General features: G+C 66.2%; 18 protein-coding genes and 1 tRNA gene. 15 read left to right on the top strand and 4 right to left on the bottom strand.

What is annotated here, in order from left to right:
• The first annotated feature begins 72 nt into the window (after positions 1–72).
• Together BJ970_RS05420 and BJ970_RS05415 are read left to right on the top strand one after the other, a co-directional pair.
• Positions 73–1,176 carry a GntR family transcriptional regulator gene (locus BJ970_RS05420; protein WP_221467044.1) on the top strand — a complete coding sequence of 368 codons (1,104 nt, stop codon included), beginning with the start codon at positions 73–75 and terminating at the stop codon, positions 1,174–1,176.
• A gap of 346 nt (positions 1,177–1,522) precedes the next feature.
• On the top strand, positions 1,523–1,990 hold the full coding sequence (locus BJ970_RS05415) for a hypothetical protein (protein WP_184724485.1): 468 nt from the start codon (positions 1,523–1,525) through the stop codon (positions 1,988–1,990).
• 157 nt (positions 1,991–2,147) lie between these two features.
• On the opposite strand, the gene BJ970_RS05410 is transcribed toward BJ970_RS05415, so the two are convergent.
• Positions 2,148–2,570, bottom strand: a complete 423-nt coding sequence (locus BJ970_RS05410; RefSeq protein ID WP_184724482.1) for a type II toxin-antitoxin system VapC family toxin — start codon at positions 2,568–2,570, stop codon at positions 2,148–2,150.
• Positions 2,567–2,812 carry a FitA-like ribbon-helix-helix domain-containing protein gene (locus tag BJ970_RS39870; protein WP_376774990.1) on the bottom strand — a complete coding sequence of 82 codons (246 nt, stop codon included), beginning with the start codon at positions 2,810–2,812 and terminating at the stop codon, positions 2,567–2,569. Before BJ970_RS39870 ends, BJ970_RS05410 begins: the two co-directional genes overlap by 4 nt.
• A gap of 238 nt (positions 2,813–3,050) precedes the next feature.
• Between BJ970_RS39870 and BJ970_RS05405 the strand changes: the two genes are divergently transcribed.
• The 10 genes from BJ970_RS05405 to BJ970_RS05360 all read left to right on the top strand — a co-directional run bounded on the left by BJ970_RS05405 (position 3,051) and on the right by BJ970_RS05360 (position 9,938).
• Positions 3,051–3,455, top strand: coding sequence for a hypothetical protein (locus BJ970_RS05405; protein ID WP_184724479.1), 405 nt, complete (start codon positions 3,051–3,053; stop codon positions 3,453–3,455).
• Positions 3,437–3,871, top strand: a complete 435-nt coding sequence (locus tag BJ970_RS05400; RefSeq protein WP_184724476.1) for a type II toxin-antitoxin system VapC family toxin — start codon at positions 3,437–3,439, stop codon at positions 3,869–3,871. The genes BJ970_RS05405 and BJ970_RS05400 overlap by 19 nt, the downstream gene beginning before the upstream one ends.
• A 156-nt stretch (positions 3,872–4,027) precedes the next feature.
• On the top strand, positions 4,028–4,216 hold the full coding sequence (locus BJ970_RS05395; protein WP_312864125.1) for a type II toxin-antitoxin system RelE/ParE family toxin: 189 nt from the start codon (positions 4,028–4,030) through the stop codon (positions 4,214–4,216).
• An 11-nt stretch (positions 4,217–4,227) separates the two neighbouring features.
• On the top strand, positions 4,228–4,527 hold the full coding sequence (locus BJ970_RS05390; protein ID WP_184724470.1) for a HigA family addiction module antitoxin: 300 nt from the start codon (positions 4,228–4,230) through the stop codon (positions 4,525–4,527).
• A gap of 195 nt (positions 4,528–4,722) precedes the next feature.
• A complete protein-coding gene (locus tag BJ970_RS05385; RefSeq protein ID WP_184724467.1) occupies positions 4,723–5,313 on the top strand; it encodes a DinB family protein in 591 nt (196 codons plus the stop codon).
• Between the two features lie 333 nt (positions 5,314–5,646).
• Positions 5,647–6,063, top strand: a complete 417-nt coding sequence (locus BJ970_RS05380; protein WP_184724464.1) for a RelB antitoxin-like protein — start codon at positions 5,647–5,649, stop codon at positions 6,061–6,063.
• The gene (locus BJ970_RS05375; protein ID WP_184724461.1) at positions 6,060–6,485 is read left to right on the top strand and encodes a cytotoxic translational repressor of toxin-antitoxin stability system; all 426 of its coding nucleotides are present in this window, start codon (positions 6,060–6,062) and stop codon (positions 6,483–6,485) included. The genes BJ970_RS05380 and BJ970_RS05375 overlap by 4 nt, the downstream gene beginning before the upstream one ends.
• 483 nt (positions 6,486–6,968) lie before the next feature.
• Positions 6,969–8,291, top strand: coding sequence for an NAD(P)/FAD-dependent oxidoreductase (locus tag BJ970_RS05370; protein ID WP_184724458.1), 1,323 nt, complete (start codon positions 6,969–6,971; stop codon positions 8,289–8,291).
• 318 nt (positions 8,292–8,609) lie between these two features.
• Entirely contained in the window at positions 8,610–9,746 is a 1,137-nt protein-coding gene (locus BJ970_RS05365) for an ATP-grasp domain-containing protein (protein WP_246470725.1), read from the top strand.
• Between the two features lie 115 nt (positions 9,747–9,861).
• Positions 9,862–9,938, top strand: a tRNA-Leu gene (locus tag BJ970_RS05360).
• Between the two features lie 570 nt (positions 9,939–10,508).
• Here BJ970_RS05360 and BJ970_RS05355 read toward each other — a convergent pair.
• Positions 10,509–12,749 (bottom strand): hypothetical protein, encoded by a 2,241-nt coding sequence (locus BJ970_RS05355; RefSeq protein ID WP_184724455.1) that lies wholly within the window; start codon positions 12,747–12,749, stop codon positions 10,509–10,511.
• Positions 12,750–12,856: 107 nt separating this feature from the next.
• On the opposite strand from BJ970_RS05355, the gene BJ970_RS05350 reads away from it, so the two are divergent.
• Positions 12,857–14,188 (top strand): transposase, encoded by a 1,332-nt coding sequence (locus BJ970_RS05350; RefSeq protein WP_184724452.1) that lies wholly within the window; start codon positions 12,857–12,859, stop codon positions 14,186–14,188.
• A 465-nt stretch (positions 14,189–14,653) separates the two neighbouring features.
• On the opposite strand, the gene BJ970_RS05345 is transcribed toward BJ970_RS05350, so the two are convergent.
• On the bottom strand, positions 14,654–16,129 hold the full coding sequence (locus BJ970_RS05345) for an amidohydrolase (RefSeq protein WP_184724449.1): 1,476 nt from the start codon (positions 16,127–16,129) through the stop codon (positions 14,654–14,656).
• 698 nt (positions 16,130–16,827) lie between these two features.
• Between BJ970_RS05345 and BJ970_RS05340 the strand changes: the two genes are divergently transcribed.
• A complete protein-coding gene (locus BJ970_RS05340) occupies positions 16,828–17,712 on the top strand; it encodes an MBL fold metallo-hydrolase (RefSeq protein ID WP_184724446.1) in 885 nt (294 codons plus the stop codon).
• A 28-nt stretch (positions 17,713–17,740) separates the two neighbouring features.
• The gene (locus tag BJ970_RS05335; RefSeq protein ID WP_184724443.1) at positions 17,741–19,318 is read left to right on the top strand and encodes an ABC transporter substrate-binding protein; all 1,578 of its coding nucleotides are present in this window, start codon (positions 17,741–17,743) and stop codon (positions 19,316–19,318) included.
• Positions 19,319–19,344 lie beyond the last annotated feature (26 nt).

The raw sequence follows: 19,344 nt of genomic DNA, 5'->3' as shown, positions 1-19,344 counted from the left end.
GGGATGCCTGAACACACTCCTTTGGGCGATGGAGCTTGCGGCGAGGTTGTTCCGCAAAATAGTCTGATCCGCGTGTCGCGGAACGATGCATTTTCTGGAACGACCGAACATGAGCTGATCGAGGAGTTAGAACAGGCGATCGGTCTGGCGCTTCCTGCGGCGTGGAGCCTGACCGTGGAGCACCAGCCGAAGCATGGCAAGTATCGGCTCGACGCCGTATTTCGGGTCGACGCGCCGGACGGCAGTCATGCGACCGTGGTTGTCGAAGTCAAGGCGTCAGCCGAGCCGCGAGCGGTGCAGGCGTCGTTCCATCAGATGCAGAACATGAGGGTTGCTGCCTCCGGCGATGCGATCCTTTTCGTTGCGCCGTTCATCTCCCCGTTAGCCCGTGAGCGTCTTGGCGAGGCAGGGATTGGGTGGTTCGACGGCACGGGAAACATGAGGTTGGCCTTGGACCGGCCGAGCGTGCTCATCCAACGTTCCGGGGCTGATCGCAACCCGTTCTCGAATCCGGCGGATCGTCGGTTGAAGTCGCTGCGTGGACCCGGAGCTGCTCGGATCGTACGCAGCCTGCTGGAAATAGAGCTGCCCGTAGGAGTGCGCGACTTGGCGATGCGGGCCGAGGTCGGTGCCGCAACCAGTGCCCGAGTGGTGGATCTTCTCGACAGGGAAGGGCTGGTTGAACGCGGTGCCGGAAAGGTGATCTCCGAGGTGAGAAGACGGCCCCTCGTGTACCGGTGGACTGACGATTACGGTCTCACCAGCTCGAACAAGGTTGAACAAGCAGTGGATCCGCGGGGTTTGGCCCATGCGCTTGACGGGCTGAGGTCAAGTGAAGACCAATACGTCGTCACCGGTTCCGCCGCCGCACGTACCTACCTACCTGCTGATGTTCTGTCGGTCGCCCCGTTGACCACTCTGGTTCTTTACGCGAATCAGCCAAGGAAACTGGCGCGGAACATCGGTCTGAGAACAACGAACCGAGGTGCGAATGTCTTGCTGGTGCGGCCATTCGACGACGCGCTCACAAGGGGAAGTCGGGTTGAGGGCGGCATTAGGTATGCGGCCGCGCCACAAGTGGTCGCAGATCTGTTGACCGGCCCGGGCAGGTCAACAGAGGAAGCCGATCAGTTGATGAATCTCATGGCGGAAAAAGACCCGAGGTGGACCGCGTGACCGAGCGAACGATCCCGCACGAGTACGTCGTTGCACGTTCGGTGCTGCTCGACGCTTTGACTGCGCTGCGCGCGCACCTCGATGCGATGGTGCTCGTTGGTGCCCAAGCGGTTTACTTTCATACCGGTGACGCGGACTTGGCGACGGCGCCGACGACAACCGACGCGGATGTCGCGCTTGCACCGAATCGTCTTGCCGGCGAACCGCTGCTCGAAGACGCTTTGCACCGAGCTGGATTCGTCCGCGACACCGACCCTGGAACCTGGCGAGGGCAGGGTGCGGTTGCCGTCGACCTCATGGTTCCGGAGGCGCTCAGTGGTCCAGGGAAGCGGGCGCCCGGCTGCCGGTGCACGGAAGGTGGGCGGCCCGGAGAGCGCGGGGACTTGAACCAGCCCTCATCGACAACGAATCACACGAGATTCAATCGTTCGAGCCCGACGACGATCGCCACACGCATCTGCGTGTCGCCGGCCCGGCTGCTCTTCTTGTAGCGAAGATCGTCAAGATCGAGGAACGACGCGCCACCCCGCGACGTCTGAAGCCGAAAGATGGGCTGGACGTACTGCGCCTACTTCGTGTCGTCGACATGGGAGAGGTCGCACAACGTCTTCAACTGCTTGCGGCCGACGAGATGGCAGGAGAAGTGACCCGGTCTGCGCTCGCCGCGCTACGCGAACATGGCACCCAAGGTGATGGCCCGGTAGCTGCGCTCGCGGCCAGCGCCGTGACCGGAACCGAAGACCCTGACATTGCGATCGAGTCGACAGTCTTTCTCGTCGAAGAGCTGCTCCAAGCCTGCGATGAGCGTCGATGATTCGGACTTGGTTCGTGAATCCGTCCATCTCTGCCAGCAGGACACCTGCATCGGCAAACTCACCTCGGCGATGCTGCGGTCGGTGCTGGAGCGGGCGACGGAGCTGGCGGGGATCTGAAACTGGCCGTCCTGGCTCTGGCGTGGATCGTTGCGCGATTTAGCGGCTGCCCCAGGGATTCACGAGCTCGACTCCCGTCTCCTCGAAATCCTTGATGTTGCGGGTAGCCAGCACTGCTCCACGCGCACGGCAAATCGCTGCGATCTGAGCGTCAGCGGCGCTGATGGGGCGGCCGAGCTTGTCGCGTTCGCTGACTACGACGGCGTAATGGGCTGCCGCTGGTGCGTCGAAGGGTTCGACACGCCCGTGGAAGTCATCGTCGATCAGTGCCTGAACCGCCGCTGTCAGCGATGTCTTCCGTTGCCCATCGGGAAGCCGGGATACGCCATACAGCAGTTCGGCGGCAGTGATCGCGGTTGTCGCTACCTCTGTCGCGGGGAGCGAATCAAGCCACGCCAGTACGTCAGCTTCAGGTGTGTGACGGGTGAGTTCCGAAAGGACGTTGGTGTCGAGAACGATCACGATTCAAAGTCCGCTGCACGAGGGGGTTCGTTCCGGGTGGGGAGTTCGATTTCGGGCTCACCGAGGCCCGCGAACCGGGCGTGGATGCGACTGCCCAGGCCGTGAGCGGGAGCAGATGGCGCCACCGAGGCTTGCAGGATCGCCCGGACCTCGGCCTCCATCGAGCGTCCGTGCTGCGCTGCCTGGACCCGGAGTCGTGCATGGGTCTCGTCATCTAAACCGCGGATCGTCAAGGTCGGCATGAGTCGCCTCCGGATGCTGTCGATGACTGCAATGCTAGCACCGGCCGGACCTGCGCACTAGCCAAGGCCGAACGGGGTACTCCGCAAAACCGTTCACGTTAGCCAGCAGAACACCTGTACCGGCAAGCTCATCCGGCGATGCTGCGGTCGGTGCTGGAGCGGGTGAAGGAGCTGACGGGGCTGGAGTAAACCGTAAGCGAGTTAGCCCCTGGGTTGCTACCGGCGGTAGCATGGCGCTATGAGTGCGATGCCTCACGACTTCGCCCCCGACGACCCGCCCGCTCGCCACGCCCGAGAGACGGTCGACCTCGCTGAGCGCGTGGCGGCGCTGCTCAGCGGGTACCACGAGCTGAGCAAGCGTTCGGCTGGTTTCGAGGAATCCCAGGACACAAGCATGGCGAGCAACGTGCGGTCGCTGGGGAGGGCTCGCAAGGTCAGCGTGTCCATGCCCGAGGAACTCACCGCAGCAGTGCAGCGACGCGTAGGAAGAGGCGAGTTCAGTCACTACGTGACAGACGCAGTGGCAAGGCAGCTGGAGTTGGATCTCCTCGCTGAACTATCTGACCTCCTTGAGGCCGAGCATGGCCCGGTGCCCGAGGACGTGCTGGCGGAGGCGAGGGCGGCATGGCCGGACGCTCAATAGCGGCGGGCGGCGCACTTGTCCTTGACAGCGAAGGCTTGTCGAAGCTTGCGAGCGGCGATGCACGCGCACGTGCGTACCTGGAAACCGCGCGTGCTCGCCGTGCCAGAGTCGTGGTCAGCGCCATCACGCTTACTGAGGTGCTCCGTGGCGGTCGGCGCGATGCCTCCGTGCATCGCGTGCTGTCGCGGATTTCGGTTCTGCCGGTAACTTCGGACGTTGCACGAGCTGCGGGCGAGCTGCTCGGCGCCACCGGATTGTCCGGGCATCGCTGTGCCATCGATGCTGTGGTGGCGGCTACCGCGCTTGGCCTCGTCCGTCCGGTGGTGCTCCTTACCAGCGATCCTGATGATCTGAACCGGCTCGTCGAGGAAGTCGATCGGCCCAAGGATCAGCGGGTGGTCGTCGTCCACGGGTGAGAAGGCGCGCCGGCCATCCGTCGACGAAACAACTGGCGGATCTCCGTAAACCCGTTCACAGGGCCAGCGGGACACCTGCATCGGCAAGCTCACACCGGCGATGCTGCGGTCGGTGCTGAAGCAGGCGAAGGTGCGGGCGAGAATCGGATGATCTCGGTGCCGTTCGTTGTCTTGGATGCGGCGGAGACCATGGAGGACCTGCGGGTTCCCCCTGGTAACCGGTTGGAGAAGCCGAATGGTGATCGAGCCGGCCAGTACAGCATTCGGATCAACCAGCAGTGGCGCATCTGCTTCCAGTGGACGACCGCTGGTCCGGAGAACGTCGAGATCGTGGACTATCACTGAAGGAAACGAGGATGTCTGACGAGTTCGTCATGCCTCCGGTTCATCCCGGAGAGGTCCTGGCCGAGGAGTACCTGGAGCCGCTCGGCGTCACTCAGCACCGGCTGGCAGTCGCGATCGGCGTTCCGCCACGCCGCATCAACGAGATCGTGCACGGCAAGCGTGGGATCTCGGCTGACACCGCGCTGCGGCTCGCACGCTTCTTCGGTACATCGGAGAGGTTTTGGCTGAATCTTCAGTCCCGCTACGACCTGGAGCGGGAGAAAGACGTCCTCGCTGACACGTTGGACCGGATCCAGCCGTTGTCGGCCTGAGTTTCTGGTCGAAGAGCTCCTCGAGGCCAGCGACGAGCGTCGATGATGCGGACTTTGCCGTGAATCCGTTCACCTCTGCAGAACACCTGCACCGGCAACCTCAACCGGCGATGCTGCGTGACGTGCTGAAGCTGGCGGGGTTCAGTGATCTCTAGTTCTGAGGCGCTGTCGGCGTCTGGTGGCAGGGTGTCCGGCATGACCGGATCTGATCAGAAGGCGGACCTCCATCGTTACCTCCAGGCCGCCCGTGAGGCCCTGTTGTGGAAGCTCGACGGGCTCGGTGAGCGCGACGTCCGCCGTCCGCTGACACCGACGGGAACCAACCTGTTGGGGCTGGTCAAACACGTCGCCAGCGTGGAGCTCGGGTATTTCGGTGAAACGTTCGGGCGCCCGTCCTCCGAACAGCTCCCCTGGCTTGCCGAGGACGCCGAACCCAACGCGGACATGTGGGCGACCGCGGATGAATCCCGCGACCAGATCGTCGGGCTGTACCGCAGCGTATGGGCGCATTCGGACGCGACGATCAACGAGCTTGCGTTGGACGCGGTTGGGCGAGTTCCGTGGTGGCCGAGCGACCGGGGTGAGGTGACGCTGCACCGGGTATTGGTGCACATGATCGCCGAGACTGAGCGGCACGGCGGTCATGCCGACATCGTCCGGGAACTCATCGACGGGGCCGTCGGGCTTCGAGACGGCAACGAAAACATGGCGCCGGGCGACGAGGCGTGGTGGGAGGACTACCGAAACCGGCTGGAGCGGGTGGCGCAGCAAGCAGCCCAGCGCTGAGACCCGACCCCTGCCCTCAAGATCGCCCGGGCTTCGGCCTCGCGAAGCCGGGCGGGTACCTCCTGGTCGAGACCGCGAATTGTCAGGGTCGACATGGCCGCCAACCCCGAATGCAGCCGGTGACTGCATAGCCGGCACTCCTGGGGCTGCGCCAACAAAATGCCTAGCCACAACGCGCTCCGTGCCCATGACGTCAGTCACCAGCACACCGTGACCGGAAAAACTCACCCCCCAGTTGCTGCAGGTCACCGGCTGCGGAGTTCATGTAAGTACGTCGAGTACTTGACGTACTTATCGGCATGGGGCAAGCTGAAGGTGACCAGAGGAGAGGCAATGTCCGCACTGCACTACGGCAGCTACACCGAGGCGCGAGCACATCTGAAAGATTTGCTGGACGCTGCCGAACGCGGGCGTGTCGCCACGGTCCGCCGTGACTCGGCACTGACGGCTGTCGTCGATGTAGAACGCCTGCGTCATTTCCTCGCGTCGCTCGTGATCTCGCGCGCGCAGGTGGTTCCGGAAGCCGGAGGGTGGTCAGTGTTCATCCCCGGGCTCCCGGTGGCGGCCGACGGGGCGACGTTCGACGAAGCCATCGCCGAGATGATCGATGCCTTGCGGGAGTACGCGGACGATTGGCAGGACCGTTTGCTCGATGCGCCGAATCATCGGGAACATTGGGGCTTGGTCCAACTGGTGAGCCTGAGCAATGACGAGCAGTTGCGCGACTGGCTTATCGGGGCAACGCGGTGACGTGGCCGCTGGCAACGCGCAAAGACCACGACACCTTCTGCCGAGTCGAGCAATGGCGCGAGGTGCGCAACGCGCATGGGCGTACCGGTACCCATCACGTCACCTACGAACTCGGTCTGCCGGATGGGCGAATACTCCGAACGCGGATCTCGCACCCGGTGGATCGGACCGACTATGGACCGGGGATGTGGAAGCACATCCTCCGTGATCAGCTCGAGGTGGACGAGAAAGAGTTCTGGGCCTGCGTAGGCGATGGAGTCAAGCCGGATCGCGGCATTCCCGAGCAGCGGCCGGAGGCTTTGCCCGCCGATCTCGTGCACCTGCTGCTTTCCCGTGTTGGCCTTGATGAGGCGGAGGTCGCGGGTATGACGAAGGATGCCGCGATAGCCCGGGTGCAGCGGTACTGGACCGAAGGCTGCTGACCTCGCGGGTCAGTGCGAGCATTCGGCGTCGGGCCGAAGCAGGTGATCCAGAGGTCGTGCAGGTACCACCCCGGCGTGGCCCTGGATGGTTCGTCCCGGGGAGCTTGAGGAGTACCTCAGAGCGGTTCTGGCCTGCATCGCCTCAGGTTGTCGAGGCGGCAACGGCGTCGCCGAGTCGCTCGAAGGCGCCATCCGTCTGGGTTAAGTTCGCATCAAATATGCAGGTCGACGGATTGTAATCAGAAGAATTCGCTTCGGTTTGGTCATCGGGCCGCAAGATTCGGTAGGGTGGCGGAAACCAGCCACCCATGACACCTAGGTGATGTCACTCTGACACCGCCTTCTCGTGCCCCGAGCGGGCGCGTACGCAGCGCGTTTGTCCGTGCACAGCGCGTTGATCGTGATCGATGCCACTCGCGACTGGCGTCACATTAAGGGGGGTGGCTGCAGCGCGTGCACGGTCCGTGGTGCGACCATGCTGGCATGGCTGGTAAATCCGATCCCACGCGGATTCTCATCCTCGGCGGCGGTTACGTCGGCATGTACACGGCACTTCAGCTGCAGAAGAAGCTGGGGCGTCAGGAAGCCTCCGTGACGGTCGTCGATCCTCAGCCGCACATGACCTACCAGCCCTTCCTACCGGAAGCGGCAGCGGGTTCGGTCGAACCCCGCCATGTGGTAGCGCCACTGCGACGAGTGTTGAAGCGGTGCCATGTGGTCACCGCCGCTGTCACCGAGATCAAGCACGACGAAAAGGTCGTGACGGTCGAGAACCCGCAGACCGGTTCCGAGAACCTCGCCTACGACGTGCTCGTCGTGGCGCTCGGCTCGGTCTCGCGACTGCTGCCGATCCCCGGCCTCGCCGAGGAGGGCATCTCCCTGAAGACCGTTGGTGAGGCCACCTACCTGCGCAATCACGTGCTGGGCAAGATGGACGCCGCAGCCAACACCGACGATCCGGAACTGCGCAACCGGCTGCTGACCTTCACCTTCGTCGGCGGCGGCTTCGCGGGCGTCGAAGCGCTGGCCGAGCTGGAGGACATGGCCCGCTACGCGACGCGCTACTACAACAACATCAAGCCCGACGACATGTCCTGGGCGCTGGTCGAGGCCGCCGGCCGGGTGATGCCCGAGGTCAGCGAGAAGATGGGCGTCTACGTCGTCAAGGCCCTCGAAGAGCGCGGCATCAAGGTCTACCTGAACACCTTCCTGAAGTCCGTCGAGGGCGGGCACGCGGTGCTCTCGGACGGCACCGAGTTCGACACCGACACGCTGGTGTGGAACGCGGGTGTGAAGGCCAACCCGGTGCTGAAGAACAGCGACCTGCCGCTGGACGAGCGCGGCCGGGTGCGGGCGTCCGCGCACCTGCAGGTCGAGGGTCTGCCCGGGGTGTGGGCGGCCGGTGACTGCGCCGCGGTCCCGGACCTGTCCAAGACCGAGGAGAACCCCGGCGCCACCTGCGCGCCCTCCGCTCAGCACGCGGTGCGGCAGGCCAACCAGCTGGCCAAGAACCTGCTGGCCTCGCTGCGCGGCAAGCAGACCAAGGAATACCGGCACGCCTACGCCGGTTCGGTGGCCGGCATGGGGCTGTACAAGGGCGTCGCCGACGTCTACGGCTTCAAGGCCAAGGGCTTCATCGCCTGGTTCATGCACCGCTCGTACCACGTGAGCCGGATGCCCACGTTCAACCGCAAGATGCGGATCATCATCGACTGGACGCTGGCGTTCCTGTTCAAGCGCGAAGTGGTGTCGATGGGGCAGATCCAGAACCCGCGGGCCGCCTTCGAGCGGGCCGCCGCGAGCTGACCGAGCGAAGCGCTCAGGCACTCGCCGCAACGAAGCCGCGTGCCGCCCCGGCACGCGGTTTTCTTGTGCCCTTCGCCGTGATCCGTGCGGGCTATATCTCGCACCGCTATCCTTGACAATCTGTAGTGAGAAATCGAAGACTGTCTCGAGGTCTTCACCTGAAAGGATGCGTCATGCGGGGGAAGGGGTGAATTCCTTGACACTGAAAGAGCTCGCTGCACTGCTTCGCAGCGGCGCGGTGGAGGAAGGTCCGCTCGCCGAGTTCGCGGTGGATTACCACGAGGCATCCCGGGTCTTCCGGAAGAAGGACGATTGACGATGGGCGCTGCCGAGGGTCGACCCGCCGACCCCGGGAACTCGTCTGGGGCAGCCGTTGAGCCGTCCCTCCGTCCCACCCCGATGCTGCTGCAGGGCCAGGACTACTTCTTCCGGTCACCGGACACGGCGCTGGACTTCCAGGACCGGATGTTCCGGGCGGACCTGGTCGCCGACGAGCCGGGCGACCCGACGCCCTGCGTGCTGGTGCTCGCCCGCGCCGCCGACATGGAGATGAACGAGCTGTCGCTGGCGTTGGCCGAGCACGACATCCGCATGGTGCGCATCGACGCCGACCGCTGCCTGGACCTCGCCCTCACCATCTACACCGACACGCCGCTGATCGAGTTCCAGCGCTGGTTGCTGAGACCGGTCCTGGTCTGGCGGCGGCACTTCGACATCAGCGCCCTCCCGGTCGATCCGACCACGGTGCACGGCGCCTACGTCCGCGAGCAGTGGCACGCGGTGGCGAACTGGCTGGCCTGCCGTGGCGACTGGGAGCAGGTGAACTCGGTGCGCAGCACCGAGCACCTCGACCGCCTGACGCAGCTGCAAGGCGCCGCAGCGGTCGGCCTGCGGGTGCCCCGGACCGCGGTGACCACCATGCCCGGCCGAAGCCGCCCGGGCGGTGGGCGGTGCATCGTCAAGACGGCCGGACACCACCTGCTCGAACCCGAGCCGGGAGCCCTGCGCGGTCTCTTCCCGCAGCCGCTGGACATCCGGCGCACCGGCGAAGCGCGCGAACCGGCCCCCGTGCTGGTCCAGCAGTACCTGGACGCGGACCAGGAACTGCGCGTGTTCGTGATCGGCGACCGGGCGATCGGCTTCCGGGTGCAGAAGCTGGACCCGGCGCAGCTGTGGGTCGACCCGGAGTCGGTCGTGGTCGAATCCGTCGCCGTGCCGACGGACCTGGCCGAGCGCCTGCTGGCGCTGTGTCGGCAGTGGCGGCTGGACGTCGCGGGCTTCGACTTACTCGGCGTCGGCGACGACTGGGTGTTCCTGGAGGTGAACGTCAACTGCGACTGGCGCTGGTTCGAACACCGCGCCGACAGCACGGAAGTCTCGACGGCGGTGCACGACTGGGTGCGCAACCGCTTCGCCAAGCTCTCGGCAACGACGGGCGGGTGGAGCCGTTGGTGACCATGCGAAAGGCCGAATACCGAGGCATCGTTCGAATGTTCCTTGGAACCGAGCGCAGCGCCGCTGCGTCTTAGAAGTTGCGGCAGGCGCCCGCCGTGGCGCCGGAAGCCGACCGGCCCCCGTAGCCCAACTGGCAGAGGCAGACGACTTAAAATCGTCCAAGTGTCGGTTCGAACCCGACCGGGGGCACCATCATCGCAGGTCAGAGGCTTGCGGGTGTCGTTTCCGGGACTTGCGTCATGTCGGAAGCTAAGCGCTTATCCGGCGGTTTGGTCCCTGCGCGAGGGAGTCAGACGTGCCACGACCGCCCCTCCCCCGATCGGCTCACCTGGCAAGATCGAAACCCTGAAGGAGGCCGACGGCACTTGGCGGGCCTTCACCCGGTTCCGCTCTCGCGGCCGCCCCGGACGAGAGGCTGCGGGGCTGTTGGCGGGCCTGGATGCGTTCGTTCTCGATCATCGCTATTACAGGGGATCGGAATGGCACAAGAGAGGCCACTGTGGACATGAGGAAACTCTTCCGCCGCTGGCCTTCTTCGACTAGTTGTGAATGTATGGCAAGACATGCGGCGACAACGGTCGACTTGGTGTGGTGATGATGCATGACTCGGGTCATTCAGAATCCCGGTGACGCGGATCGGTTGTTGTGACGGTGGCCGTCACCGCGGCGATGCTGTTCGGACACGCGCTTTCGTCGTGGAACTTGCCTGCCGGGTAGGTCTGCTGGGAGCGGGCGGCGGCGTTGATCGGCTGGCGGGCGGCGTCAGCTCACAGCCGATGACGGCTCGGCGTCGACGTGCATGGGGCTCGCCCATGCTAGATGACCGTCGGCCTGGTGGACCTTGACGAAGTAGGGGTTGCGGCCGGGACGCAGCGGAAGCCGGTCGAAGACGACGTGGGCGGTGCACGCCCCGTGCTTTTCTGCGAGTCGCGTGACGGTGACCGCACGGTCGACTCCAGCGTCGAGGGGGAACTCGCGATGCCATTTGATCCCGACCAGATCGATGTCGAGCTCCACGCCGCCGGCGCGGAAGAGGATGCGCTCGGCATCCGTGTCGGTCTCGAACTCCACTCCGTCGCTGTCCCCGTTCGTCGTGCTGTGCCAGGCGAGTTCGCGCTCTCCCACCAGGGTCAGTCCCTGGTCCGGATGGTCGAAAGCCCAGGTGCGCGCCTCGCGGATGCAGGCACCGACGAGCGTGAGCCCCCCGCTCCAGTCTTGGGTCCGACGACGGTTGCGATCGCGCGCACCCCGCCACGCGACCCGCAGGCGCCGGCGGGACATGGGCAGGTCAGGCTCCCACCGCGCGATAACGCCGTGTGCGTCCAGGACCTCGACGGCCTCGACAGGTGCGGTACCCGCGACATCCACCTCGATCACGGGAGCGGCAGGGGACCGCCAGTGGTCGCCCATCCGGTACGGGCCGCTGCGCACATCGAGAAGGATGCGCTCGCCCGTGGTCGCATAGCAGTGCCGCGCGCGCATTGCCCGCAGGATGCCGGAACGAGACAAGTCGTCCGTCTGCACGGCCGCAAGGCCGTTCCGCGTGCCGAATGCGGGCGACGTCGGGAAGCTGCCGCCAGGGCGCCCGGAGTGGTCGTCCGAGGCGCCGATGACGCCGACGATCAGACCTAGCTCAAGCGCCTCCAGCGCGAGCCACTCGAACCATCCGTGCACCGAGACGATTTCCAGCACCGGCGCGTGGCGCGGATCGATCAACGAGAGTTCGACCCGGCGGCCTCCGACATGCGGCACGCACACCGCGTCGGCACCGGAGCGCTCCAGCACGCCGTAGAGGTCCCGCACGGTCGGCGCATCCGTGTCTACGTCGCCGAGGTCGTCGACGAGCGCATGGCTGGAGCGGGCCAAGGGCGCGTTCGTGGTGTCGGCGTAGAGCACGTTGTGATCTCCGCCGACCGGTGTCGTGCCCGACCATTCGAATCCGCCGAACGCCGCGAACTCCCCCTCATCGCTGTATCGGTCGCACGCCCGGAGCGATTCGGCGTAGGCGCCGGAGGTGATCTGGAAATCGTTAGCGGAGTGGGCGACGAAGTCCAGGCGCGCGACATCGCGGGCGTACTCGAAGAACTCCTCGATGGTTCCGGCCCCGACGGTCTCGCCGGTCTGCCCCTGCGTGTCGCCCCAGAGCACGGTCGCCGAGCCCCGGGCTGGCAGCGGATTCGACACCGCTGTGAGTCCGCGCTCGTCCGCGACCTCGAACCACACGGCACGGTCGCCGCGGGCGACCGGCAGCGGCGCGGTCACCACTCCGGCTTCCCGTTCGCCGAACGTCAGCCGGGCGAGGGCATCCTTGCCGCCGGCATCCCGCACCGTCACGACCCCGCGATAGCTCACGGCGACGTTCCCGTACCTGTCCACGGCCCGGACGGATAGGGTCGCCGGGCGTCCGTCCGCCGTGCCGCGCACGGTGGCGATCAGGCGATCGGCAGGGCCCGCAACGACGTGGAAGCCGGTGTCTCCGGCGACCGGATAGAACACGCCGGTGGCGAAGGGGTCGACGAGCAATCGCAGGGCGGCGTCGTGTTCCGCGTAGCTTTGGGCGCGCGTTCCCGGACCGCCGCTGGATCGATCGCCGACGATGATCTCGACGACATCCCCCGGGGCGAGCGAGCCGTCCATCACGTCGATGTGGATGCCCTTGCTCCATGGGCGCACGGATGCACGCTTCGCCCAGCGAGGAACCAGCCGCGCATCGCCGGTCGTGCGCACGCTCGTGTAACCGGCCGCTGCGGGATCGTCGAACTGGGGGATGCCGATGTCCGCCTGCACGACCCAGAGCAGCTTCAGCCCACCGGCGTCGTCGATCCCGTACGGACCCACGGTGTGCTTGATGACCAAAGTGCCGTACCCCCCGGCGACCCACGCCGGCGGGGAGGACGCCGCGACCGAACCCAGACGACCATACGGCCAGAACGTCTCCTCGCCCGTGTGCCGCTCCGGATGTATGGCCACCGGCCGCCCGGCCCGCACGATCTGCTGCGTCATCGGATCCTCCTAGTAAGTACGGGTAGTGGTTGATCCGGAGTTCATTGCGCAGGTCTCCTTCTTGTGAGTGTTCGGGTTCTGGATCAGTTGCTATCGAGGAGGATGCTGTGTCTCATGTCAGGGCGCTTACGCGCGGTGATCGTCGTCGGAACGAGCGGCTGACCCGGTTGCGATCGATCGTGCGCCGCGAGTTCGCGGTGGTCGCGGTCGATCTGGCCTTGGCCAAGCAGGCGGCGGTGGTCGCCGATCACGATTCGCGGGTGCTGGGCCGACGCATGTTCAGCGGGGATGCGTGGGTGATCGATGACATCCTGGACTGGGCCGGGCCGGTCGCCGCCAAGGCGGGGTTCGCCGGTGTGGTGCTGGGGTGCGAGCCGACCGGGCATCGCTGGAAGCCGCTGCTGGACCGGGCCCGCGCTCGCGGAGTTGAGCTGGTGTGTGTGAACCCGATGCTGGTGCACCGTGGCCGGGAGGAAGAGGACTTCACCCGCGACCGGTCGGACTTCAAAGACGCCACGATCATCGCCAAACGCGTCACGGAACTGCGCTGCTACGTGCCCTATGTGCTGGAGGGGCACTGGTGTCGCCTGCGGCATCTGGGGGCTCGCCGTGCCGATCAGCTTGTTGCCGCGGGGTCGGCCCGGCAGCGTTTGCGTGATCTGCTGGAGTGTGCCTGGCCTGCGGTGCTGTCCACCGCGAGCAAGCCTTTGGACACGCTGACCTGGCGGGTGGCCATGGCGGTGTCCACCGACCCGGCCCGGATCATGGCGATGGGCTTTGATGCCTTTGCCGCGGCAGTGCGTGACGAACTTCCCCGCTGGGGTGGCAGCCGCCGCAATCTGCGCATTCTGCGCGCGATCTTCGACGCCGCTCGCACACCTGGCGGGGTTGCTACCGAGCAAGCCGCGGCCTGCGAACGAGCGGCCTACGCACTCGACGACTGGCACCATGCCCTGGGGCAGCTCGCCGACGTTGAGGCCCGCATGATCGAGGTCCTCGACACCCTGGAACTGTCCACGTTGGTCACCACCATCACGGGGTTGTCGGTCGTCGGGGCCGCCGCCATCCTCGCCGAGACCGGCGACCCAGCGCGCTTCGACTGTGCCCGAACCTGGGTCAAGCATGCGGGGTTGTGCCCACGTGCCAACGAATCCGGGAACTTTCACGGCATCACCACGGTCTCCCGCCGCGGCCGCCCCGGACTGCGCACCGCCGCTTGGCGGGCCATCTGGGGCGCACTGACCCACAACCCGGTCTACACCGCCCGCTATACGCACCTGACCACCCGTGAAACCAACCCGCTGCGCCCGGGACAAGCCCGCACGGCCCTCGCAGCGGCACTGCTGCGACAGCTGTTCGTGGTCGTCACCCGCCGGGTGGCCTGGGATCCGGCGGTTGCCGCCGGCACTACGAAGGAGGTGGCGCCGCAGGCCGCATAGCGCGACACTGGCCATGGGCGGGGCGAACCCGACTCCTCCTTGGGCAGAACCCGGAACTGAGCAGGGGCGCCCCGCCCACCCTCCACCCAAGCTCGGATGAGGGCTGTTGGGACAAACCCGGTTGTTCGCTAGGTCGAGCACGGAGAGTGGGCGCAGGCACCCGCCACCCCGGCCAGTCACGCCACCCACCACATCACCACCCACCATGATCAACCCCGCACACCCGCGGGGACACTGCCGCACGCCCAAAACCGGAAACATCACCAATTGACTTCGCCCTCATAGGCTGCTCAGATCGGGAACATTCCATATTCGTCGCGCATGGAGTCGGCGCAGGCCTCGTCTCGCGGTCCTCGACGGTCACGGCCGACGCTCTCGGCGTATCGCTGTGCCCGCTGGATCCACCGCAGGGATCGCCGTCGCAGCGGACGGCGGCTGAGCGACCATGTGACGCGCCGCTTCCGGTCAGAACCCGCGCCAGGTCCAGCGTCCGCCCAGCAGGGTGCCGGACACCGGCAGCTCGCGGAGCTGCCGCGGTGTGGCCGTGTGCGGCTCGATATCGAGGATCGCCAGGTCCGCCACGTCACCGACCGAGAGCCTCGTGCGCCCGCGCATGCTGGCGGCGAGGGCGACATCGAGCGGGATGCACTCACGGGGATGCCACGGCTCACGCCCGTCACGGCTGCGCGTCGTCGCGGCGGAGATCGCGAACCAGGGGTCCAGCGGCGCGACGGGAGCGTCCGATCCCATTCGCAGGGTCGCTCCGGCATCGTGCAGCGAGCGGAACGCGAACGCACGATGCGTGCGTCCGGCCCAGTGCCGGTCGGCGACATCCCGATCGTCCATCGCATGCTCGGGCTGCACACTCGCGATCAGGCCGAGGGCACCGAAACGGGAGAAGTCGTCGTCGCTGACAAGCTGCGCGTGCTCGATCGTGCCGGGTATCCCGAACTGTTCGAAGATGTCGATCACCTCGGTGTTCGCCCGATCGCCTATCGCGTGTACCGCGGGCTCGATGCCGTTCGGCACGGCTCGGGTCAGCAGGCGACGCAGCTCCTCCGGGGGAACGCTGGCGATGCCGCAGGGATTGGGGTCGCCGGGCGCCAGATCCGGGTACGGGTGCCAGCACCATGCGGTCCGGGTGTTCAGGGAGCCGTCGACGACGACCTTGAGCCTCCCCATGGTCACCAGACCCTGCGGCTCTAGAACGTCTCCGGTGCGAAGGCCCGCGGTGACGGCGTCCTCGAGGTATTCCGGCCAGATGGATGCCTCGACCCGCAGCTGGTCGACGCCGGCTGCGACCCGCTCCGGCCACTGCGCGAGGTTGTCGGTGTGCTCGAACTCGACGATCCCCACCACGCCGCGTCTGGCCGCGACCTCGGCGGCCTCGCGGTACCTCGCCGTCGTGGGCGATGATGCGTCCCGCAGCTGTGCTGGAGTGTGCAGCCAAGCACCCTCGCGGACAAGACCGGTCTCGTCGAGCTCGACTCCGAGCCGCGCGGCCGCCGGGGTGTTGATCCAGGCGCAGTGCAGGTCTCCGCTGATGAGGATGACGGGAGTGCTGCCGCTGATCGCATCGAGCGCCTCGCGGCTGGGCGCATCCGGCCAGGTTCCGTCGCGGAACCCGTAGCCGGTGACAGTCGCACCCGGCTCTCGATCAACGCTTCCGAGCACTTCGCGGACCCGTTGCAGGGCATCGGCCGCGCTGCGGATGTCGGAGAGGTCGAAACGGGAGCGACGGATGACCCATTGGCTGAAGTGAACATGCTCATCCCACAGCCCGGGGGAGAGAACGCGACCGCCGAGATCGATAGGCTCCTCCGGCCCTTCGGGCAGCGCCCCGCGCGGGGCGATCTCCGCGATGCGCCCCGAGACGATCCGCACGTCCCGCGTGCCACCGCCGCCCAGCAGTCGTGCGTTGCGCAGCAGCATCGATGTCATCCGGTCGCTCCTCGCTCCTCGCTCCTCGCGGACGGACCGTTTGGAGCCTATGGCGCGCTCACGCCACCGGGTCATGGGTCCGCACCCCATCTTGCATTGGTGTTTGTGGGGCGAACCACCATCACGGCGGTGTTCTCCCGCCGGAAGCGTCGGACAGCGAGGTCTCGCGCGCGACGACGGGGTCGGTCGTCGAGGATCCGGACAGGAGGCGGAACGTGACCGGCAGCGCTGAAGCACTCGCGCACGATCCGGCTGCCGAGCGCCCGGGTTCCAGCCCCGCGCGGTCCTCGGGGGAATCGATTTCACGCGACTTCTTGCAGGTCCTTATGCGACGATGACGCGCCGAACTCGGCGCCGAGGCGATCAAGGTGGAGCAGACCGTGAGTTCGCCGACGAGCTCATCGCCGGCGCGGATGTCGTCGTGGAGAGTTTTCCGCCCCGGCGTCGCGGAGCGGTCGGGCGTCCGTCCACAGTGGAGGATGGAGCATTGCCCTCGACTGATCTACGCCTCCATCAGAAATCGGGGCCGTCATCGCTCGGTAGCCCGTCTCGGTGAGGAGCCCCCGGGAGGGTCGTGTGGGGACACCACACATCTCATCGCGTGGTTCCTGTGCCGAAGAGCCATCTTCCTGGGCGCTCGATCTCTGTAGCGTGACGGCAACGAGCCAGCCGGCGGCTCCGAAACGGGGAGGACCACCATGGCCGCGACCGTACATATCCTGGGCAGCGGAACGCCCACCCCCGCGCCTGACCGGTTCGGAAGCTCCTTCGCCGTCGACGTGGACGGCGATCTTCTGCTGGTCGATTGCGGGCCCGCGACGACCTGGAAGCTCGCCAAGGCGGGGCTGAAGACGACGGATGTGAACACGATCTTCTTTACCCATCACCATTTCGATCACAACGTCGACTACCCGTGCTTCCTGCTGACCCGCTGGGATCAGGGCGGCGCGCGTGCCGAGCCGCTGCACGCCCTGGGGCCCTCACCGACCTCCCTGATCACGGAACGCCTCATCGGCAGCGAGGGAGCGTTCCGCTCCGACATCGAGGCGCGGATGAACTTTCCCGGAAGCCGGGCGATCCACGTACACCGCGGCGGCACTCTGCCGCGGACGCCACCGGAGGTGCGCACGAGCGACATCGAGCCCGGCTACGTGCACACCGGCGCCACCTGGACGATGCGTACAGGCCTGGGGCGACACGTTCAGCCCTGGCTCGACTCGATCGCGTACCGGCTGGAAACGGCCGACGGGAGCATCGTATTCACCGGCGACACGGAGCCGTGCGACGAGATCCGCGAGCTCGCCGCGGGCGCGGACGTGATGCTGGCGATGTGCTGGAACACCGAAGAGGCGCAGCCGAACCATCGCGATGGCCTGTGCACGCTCGAAGGCGCCGTGAGGATGGCGGCGGATGCGAGCGTCGGGACGCTCGTGCTTGTCCACTGTGGAGCGCACGTGGCCGCTCCCGGTGTCGCCGATGCCGCCATCGCCGCGATGGGCGAGGTCTATCAGGGACGCGTCGTGCTCGCCGACGAGCTGATGCGCATCGAGCTTTCGCAGAACCGGGTGACGGCGAAATCCTGAAACGCACTCTCCAGGAGGAGAAGTTGACATGACCATCCGTACAACTGCATGGATCGCATCCCTCGCCGTCTCGGCTCTCCTACTCGTCGGCTGCGGCGCCGGGGGCACCACCGACGACCAGTCGGCCGGCCCCCCAGTCCCGGGAGGCACCCTCACCTGGGCGATCCCGGGTGGACCCGCCGCGGGCGGCCTCGACCCGATGGTGGGGACCTCTCTCGCCGCCCAGGTCGTCAATGACGTCGCCTACGACACGCTGCTGACCAAGGACGACTCCGGGCAGATCCGGCCGGGCCTGGCCGTTTCCTGGGAGCAGCCGGACGGCCTCACCTACGTCTTCAAACTCCGCGAGAACGTCACCTTCGCCGATGGCAGCAAGTTCAGCGCCGACGATGTTGTCTACACCTTCGATACCTACATGAAAGCAAAGACGTCGAAGCGCACGTATCTGGTCAATGTCAAGAGCGTCGAGGCCACTGGTGACAACGAGGTGACCTTCCGCCTCTCCAAGCCGGACGGCACGTTCCTGAACGCCATGTCCGGCTCTCAGACGTTCTTCATCGTCGGCCGTAAGGGCTACGGGAACGCGACCGAGCAGGAGCGGCAGACCCGCACCTTCGGCACCGGGGCCTTCCAGGTCGTGGACTGGAAGGACGGCGTCAACCTCACCCTGGAGAAGAACAAGAACTACTGGGAGGCCCAGAAGCCCTACCTTGACAAGATCGTCTTCGAGATCATCCCCGATGAGTCCACGCGCCTCGCGGCGTTGCAGCAGGGCAGTGCGCAGGCAGCGTACTTCGGCGACGGTGGACTGGCCGACCAGGCCGCCCAGAGCGGATTCACCCTGGGTAATCCCGCCTACACGCAGAACATTTCGATCTACGTCAATCCCGAGTCCGGACCGCTGTCCGACATCCGTGTGCGGAGGGCGATCTCCCTGGCGCTGGATCGTCAGGCGCTGGTGAACACCGCGATGCTCGGCCACGGCGCCGTTTCCTTCATTCCTCCGGCCGGCGAACCCGAAGCCCCCAAGGTCGATAAGGACACGCCCTACTACACGCGCGACGTGGGGGAGGCGAAGAAGCTGCTGGCCGAGGCCGGACAGCCCAACCCCGAGATCACTTTGACCTACATGGGCGACGCCGCGGCCGCACAGCATCCGATCTACGAGCTGATGCAGCAGCAGCTCGCGGAGGCGGGAATCAAACTCAAGCTGCAAGCCAAGCCTCTCGCCGAGATCGCCCCCACCTTCACCTCGGGCGAGTCGTTCGTCGACTTGATCTCCATCCCCGGCACCCCGAAGGCGGACCCGCTGTTCTACTTCGATCCCGTTCTCGCCGAGAAAGGCGTTTATAACCATTGGAAGGGCAACCCGGACGCCGACCGGGCGCGGGCACTCTTCGCCGAGGCGCGCTCGACAACGGATCACAATGCCTACGTCGGGCTCGTCGACCAGCTCTCCGACGAACTCGCCAAACAGGCCATGGTCTTCGTGCCGATGTCGGTGCCGGTGTACTTCGAGGTCTGGGACAACAGCAAGCTGCACGGGTACCAGAGCGACCCGTATTACTCCCGGTATCGCCTGAACGAGAGCTGGCTCGAACAGTGAGCCGTGGCGACAGAGGAGAACGGAGA

It is taken from the genome of Saccharopolyspora phatthalungensis (assembly GCF_014203395.1).
In the GTDB taxonomy this organism is placed as follows: domain Bacteria; phylum Actinomycetota; class Actinomycetes; order Mycobacteriales; family Pseudonocardiaceae; genus Saccharopolyspora; species Saccharopolyspora phatthalungensis.
The sequence above is the reverse complement of the archived record's forward strand: the minus strand, read 5'-3'. Positions and strand labels throughout refer to the sequence as shown.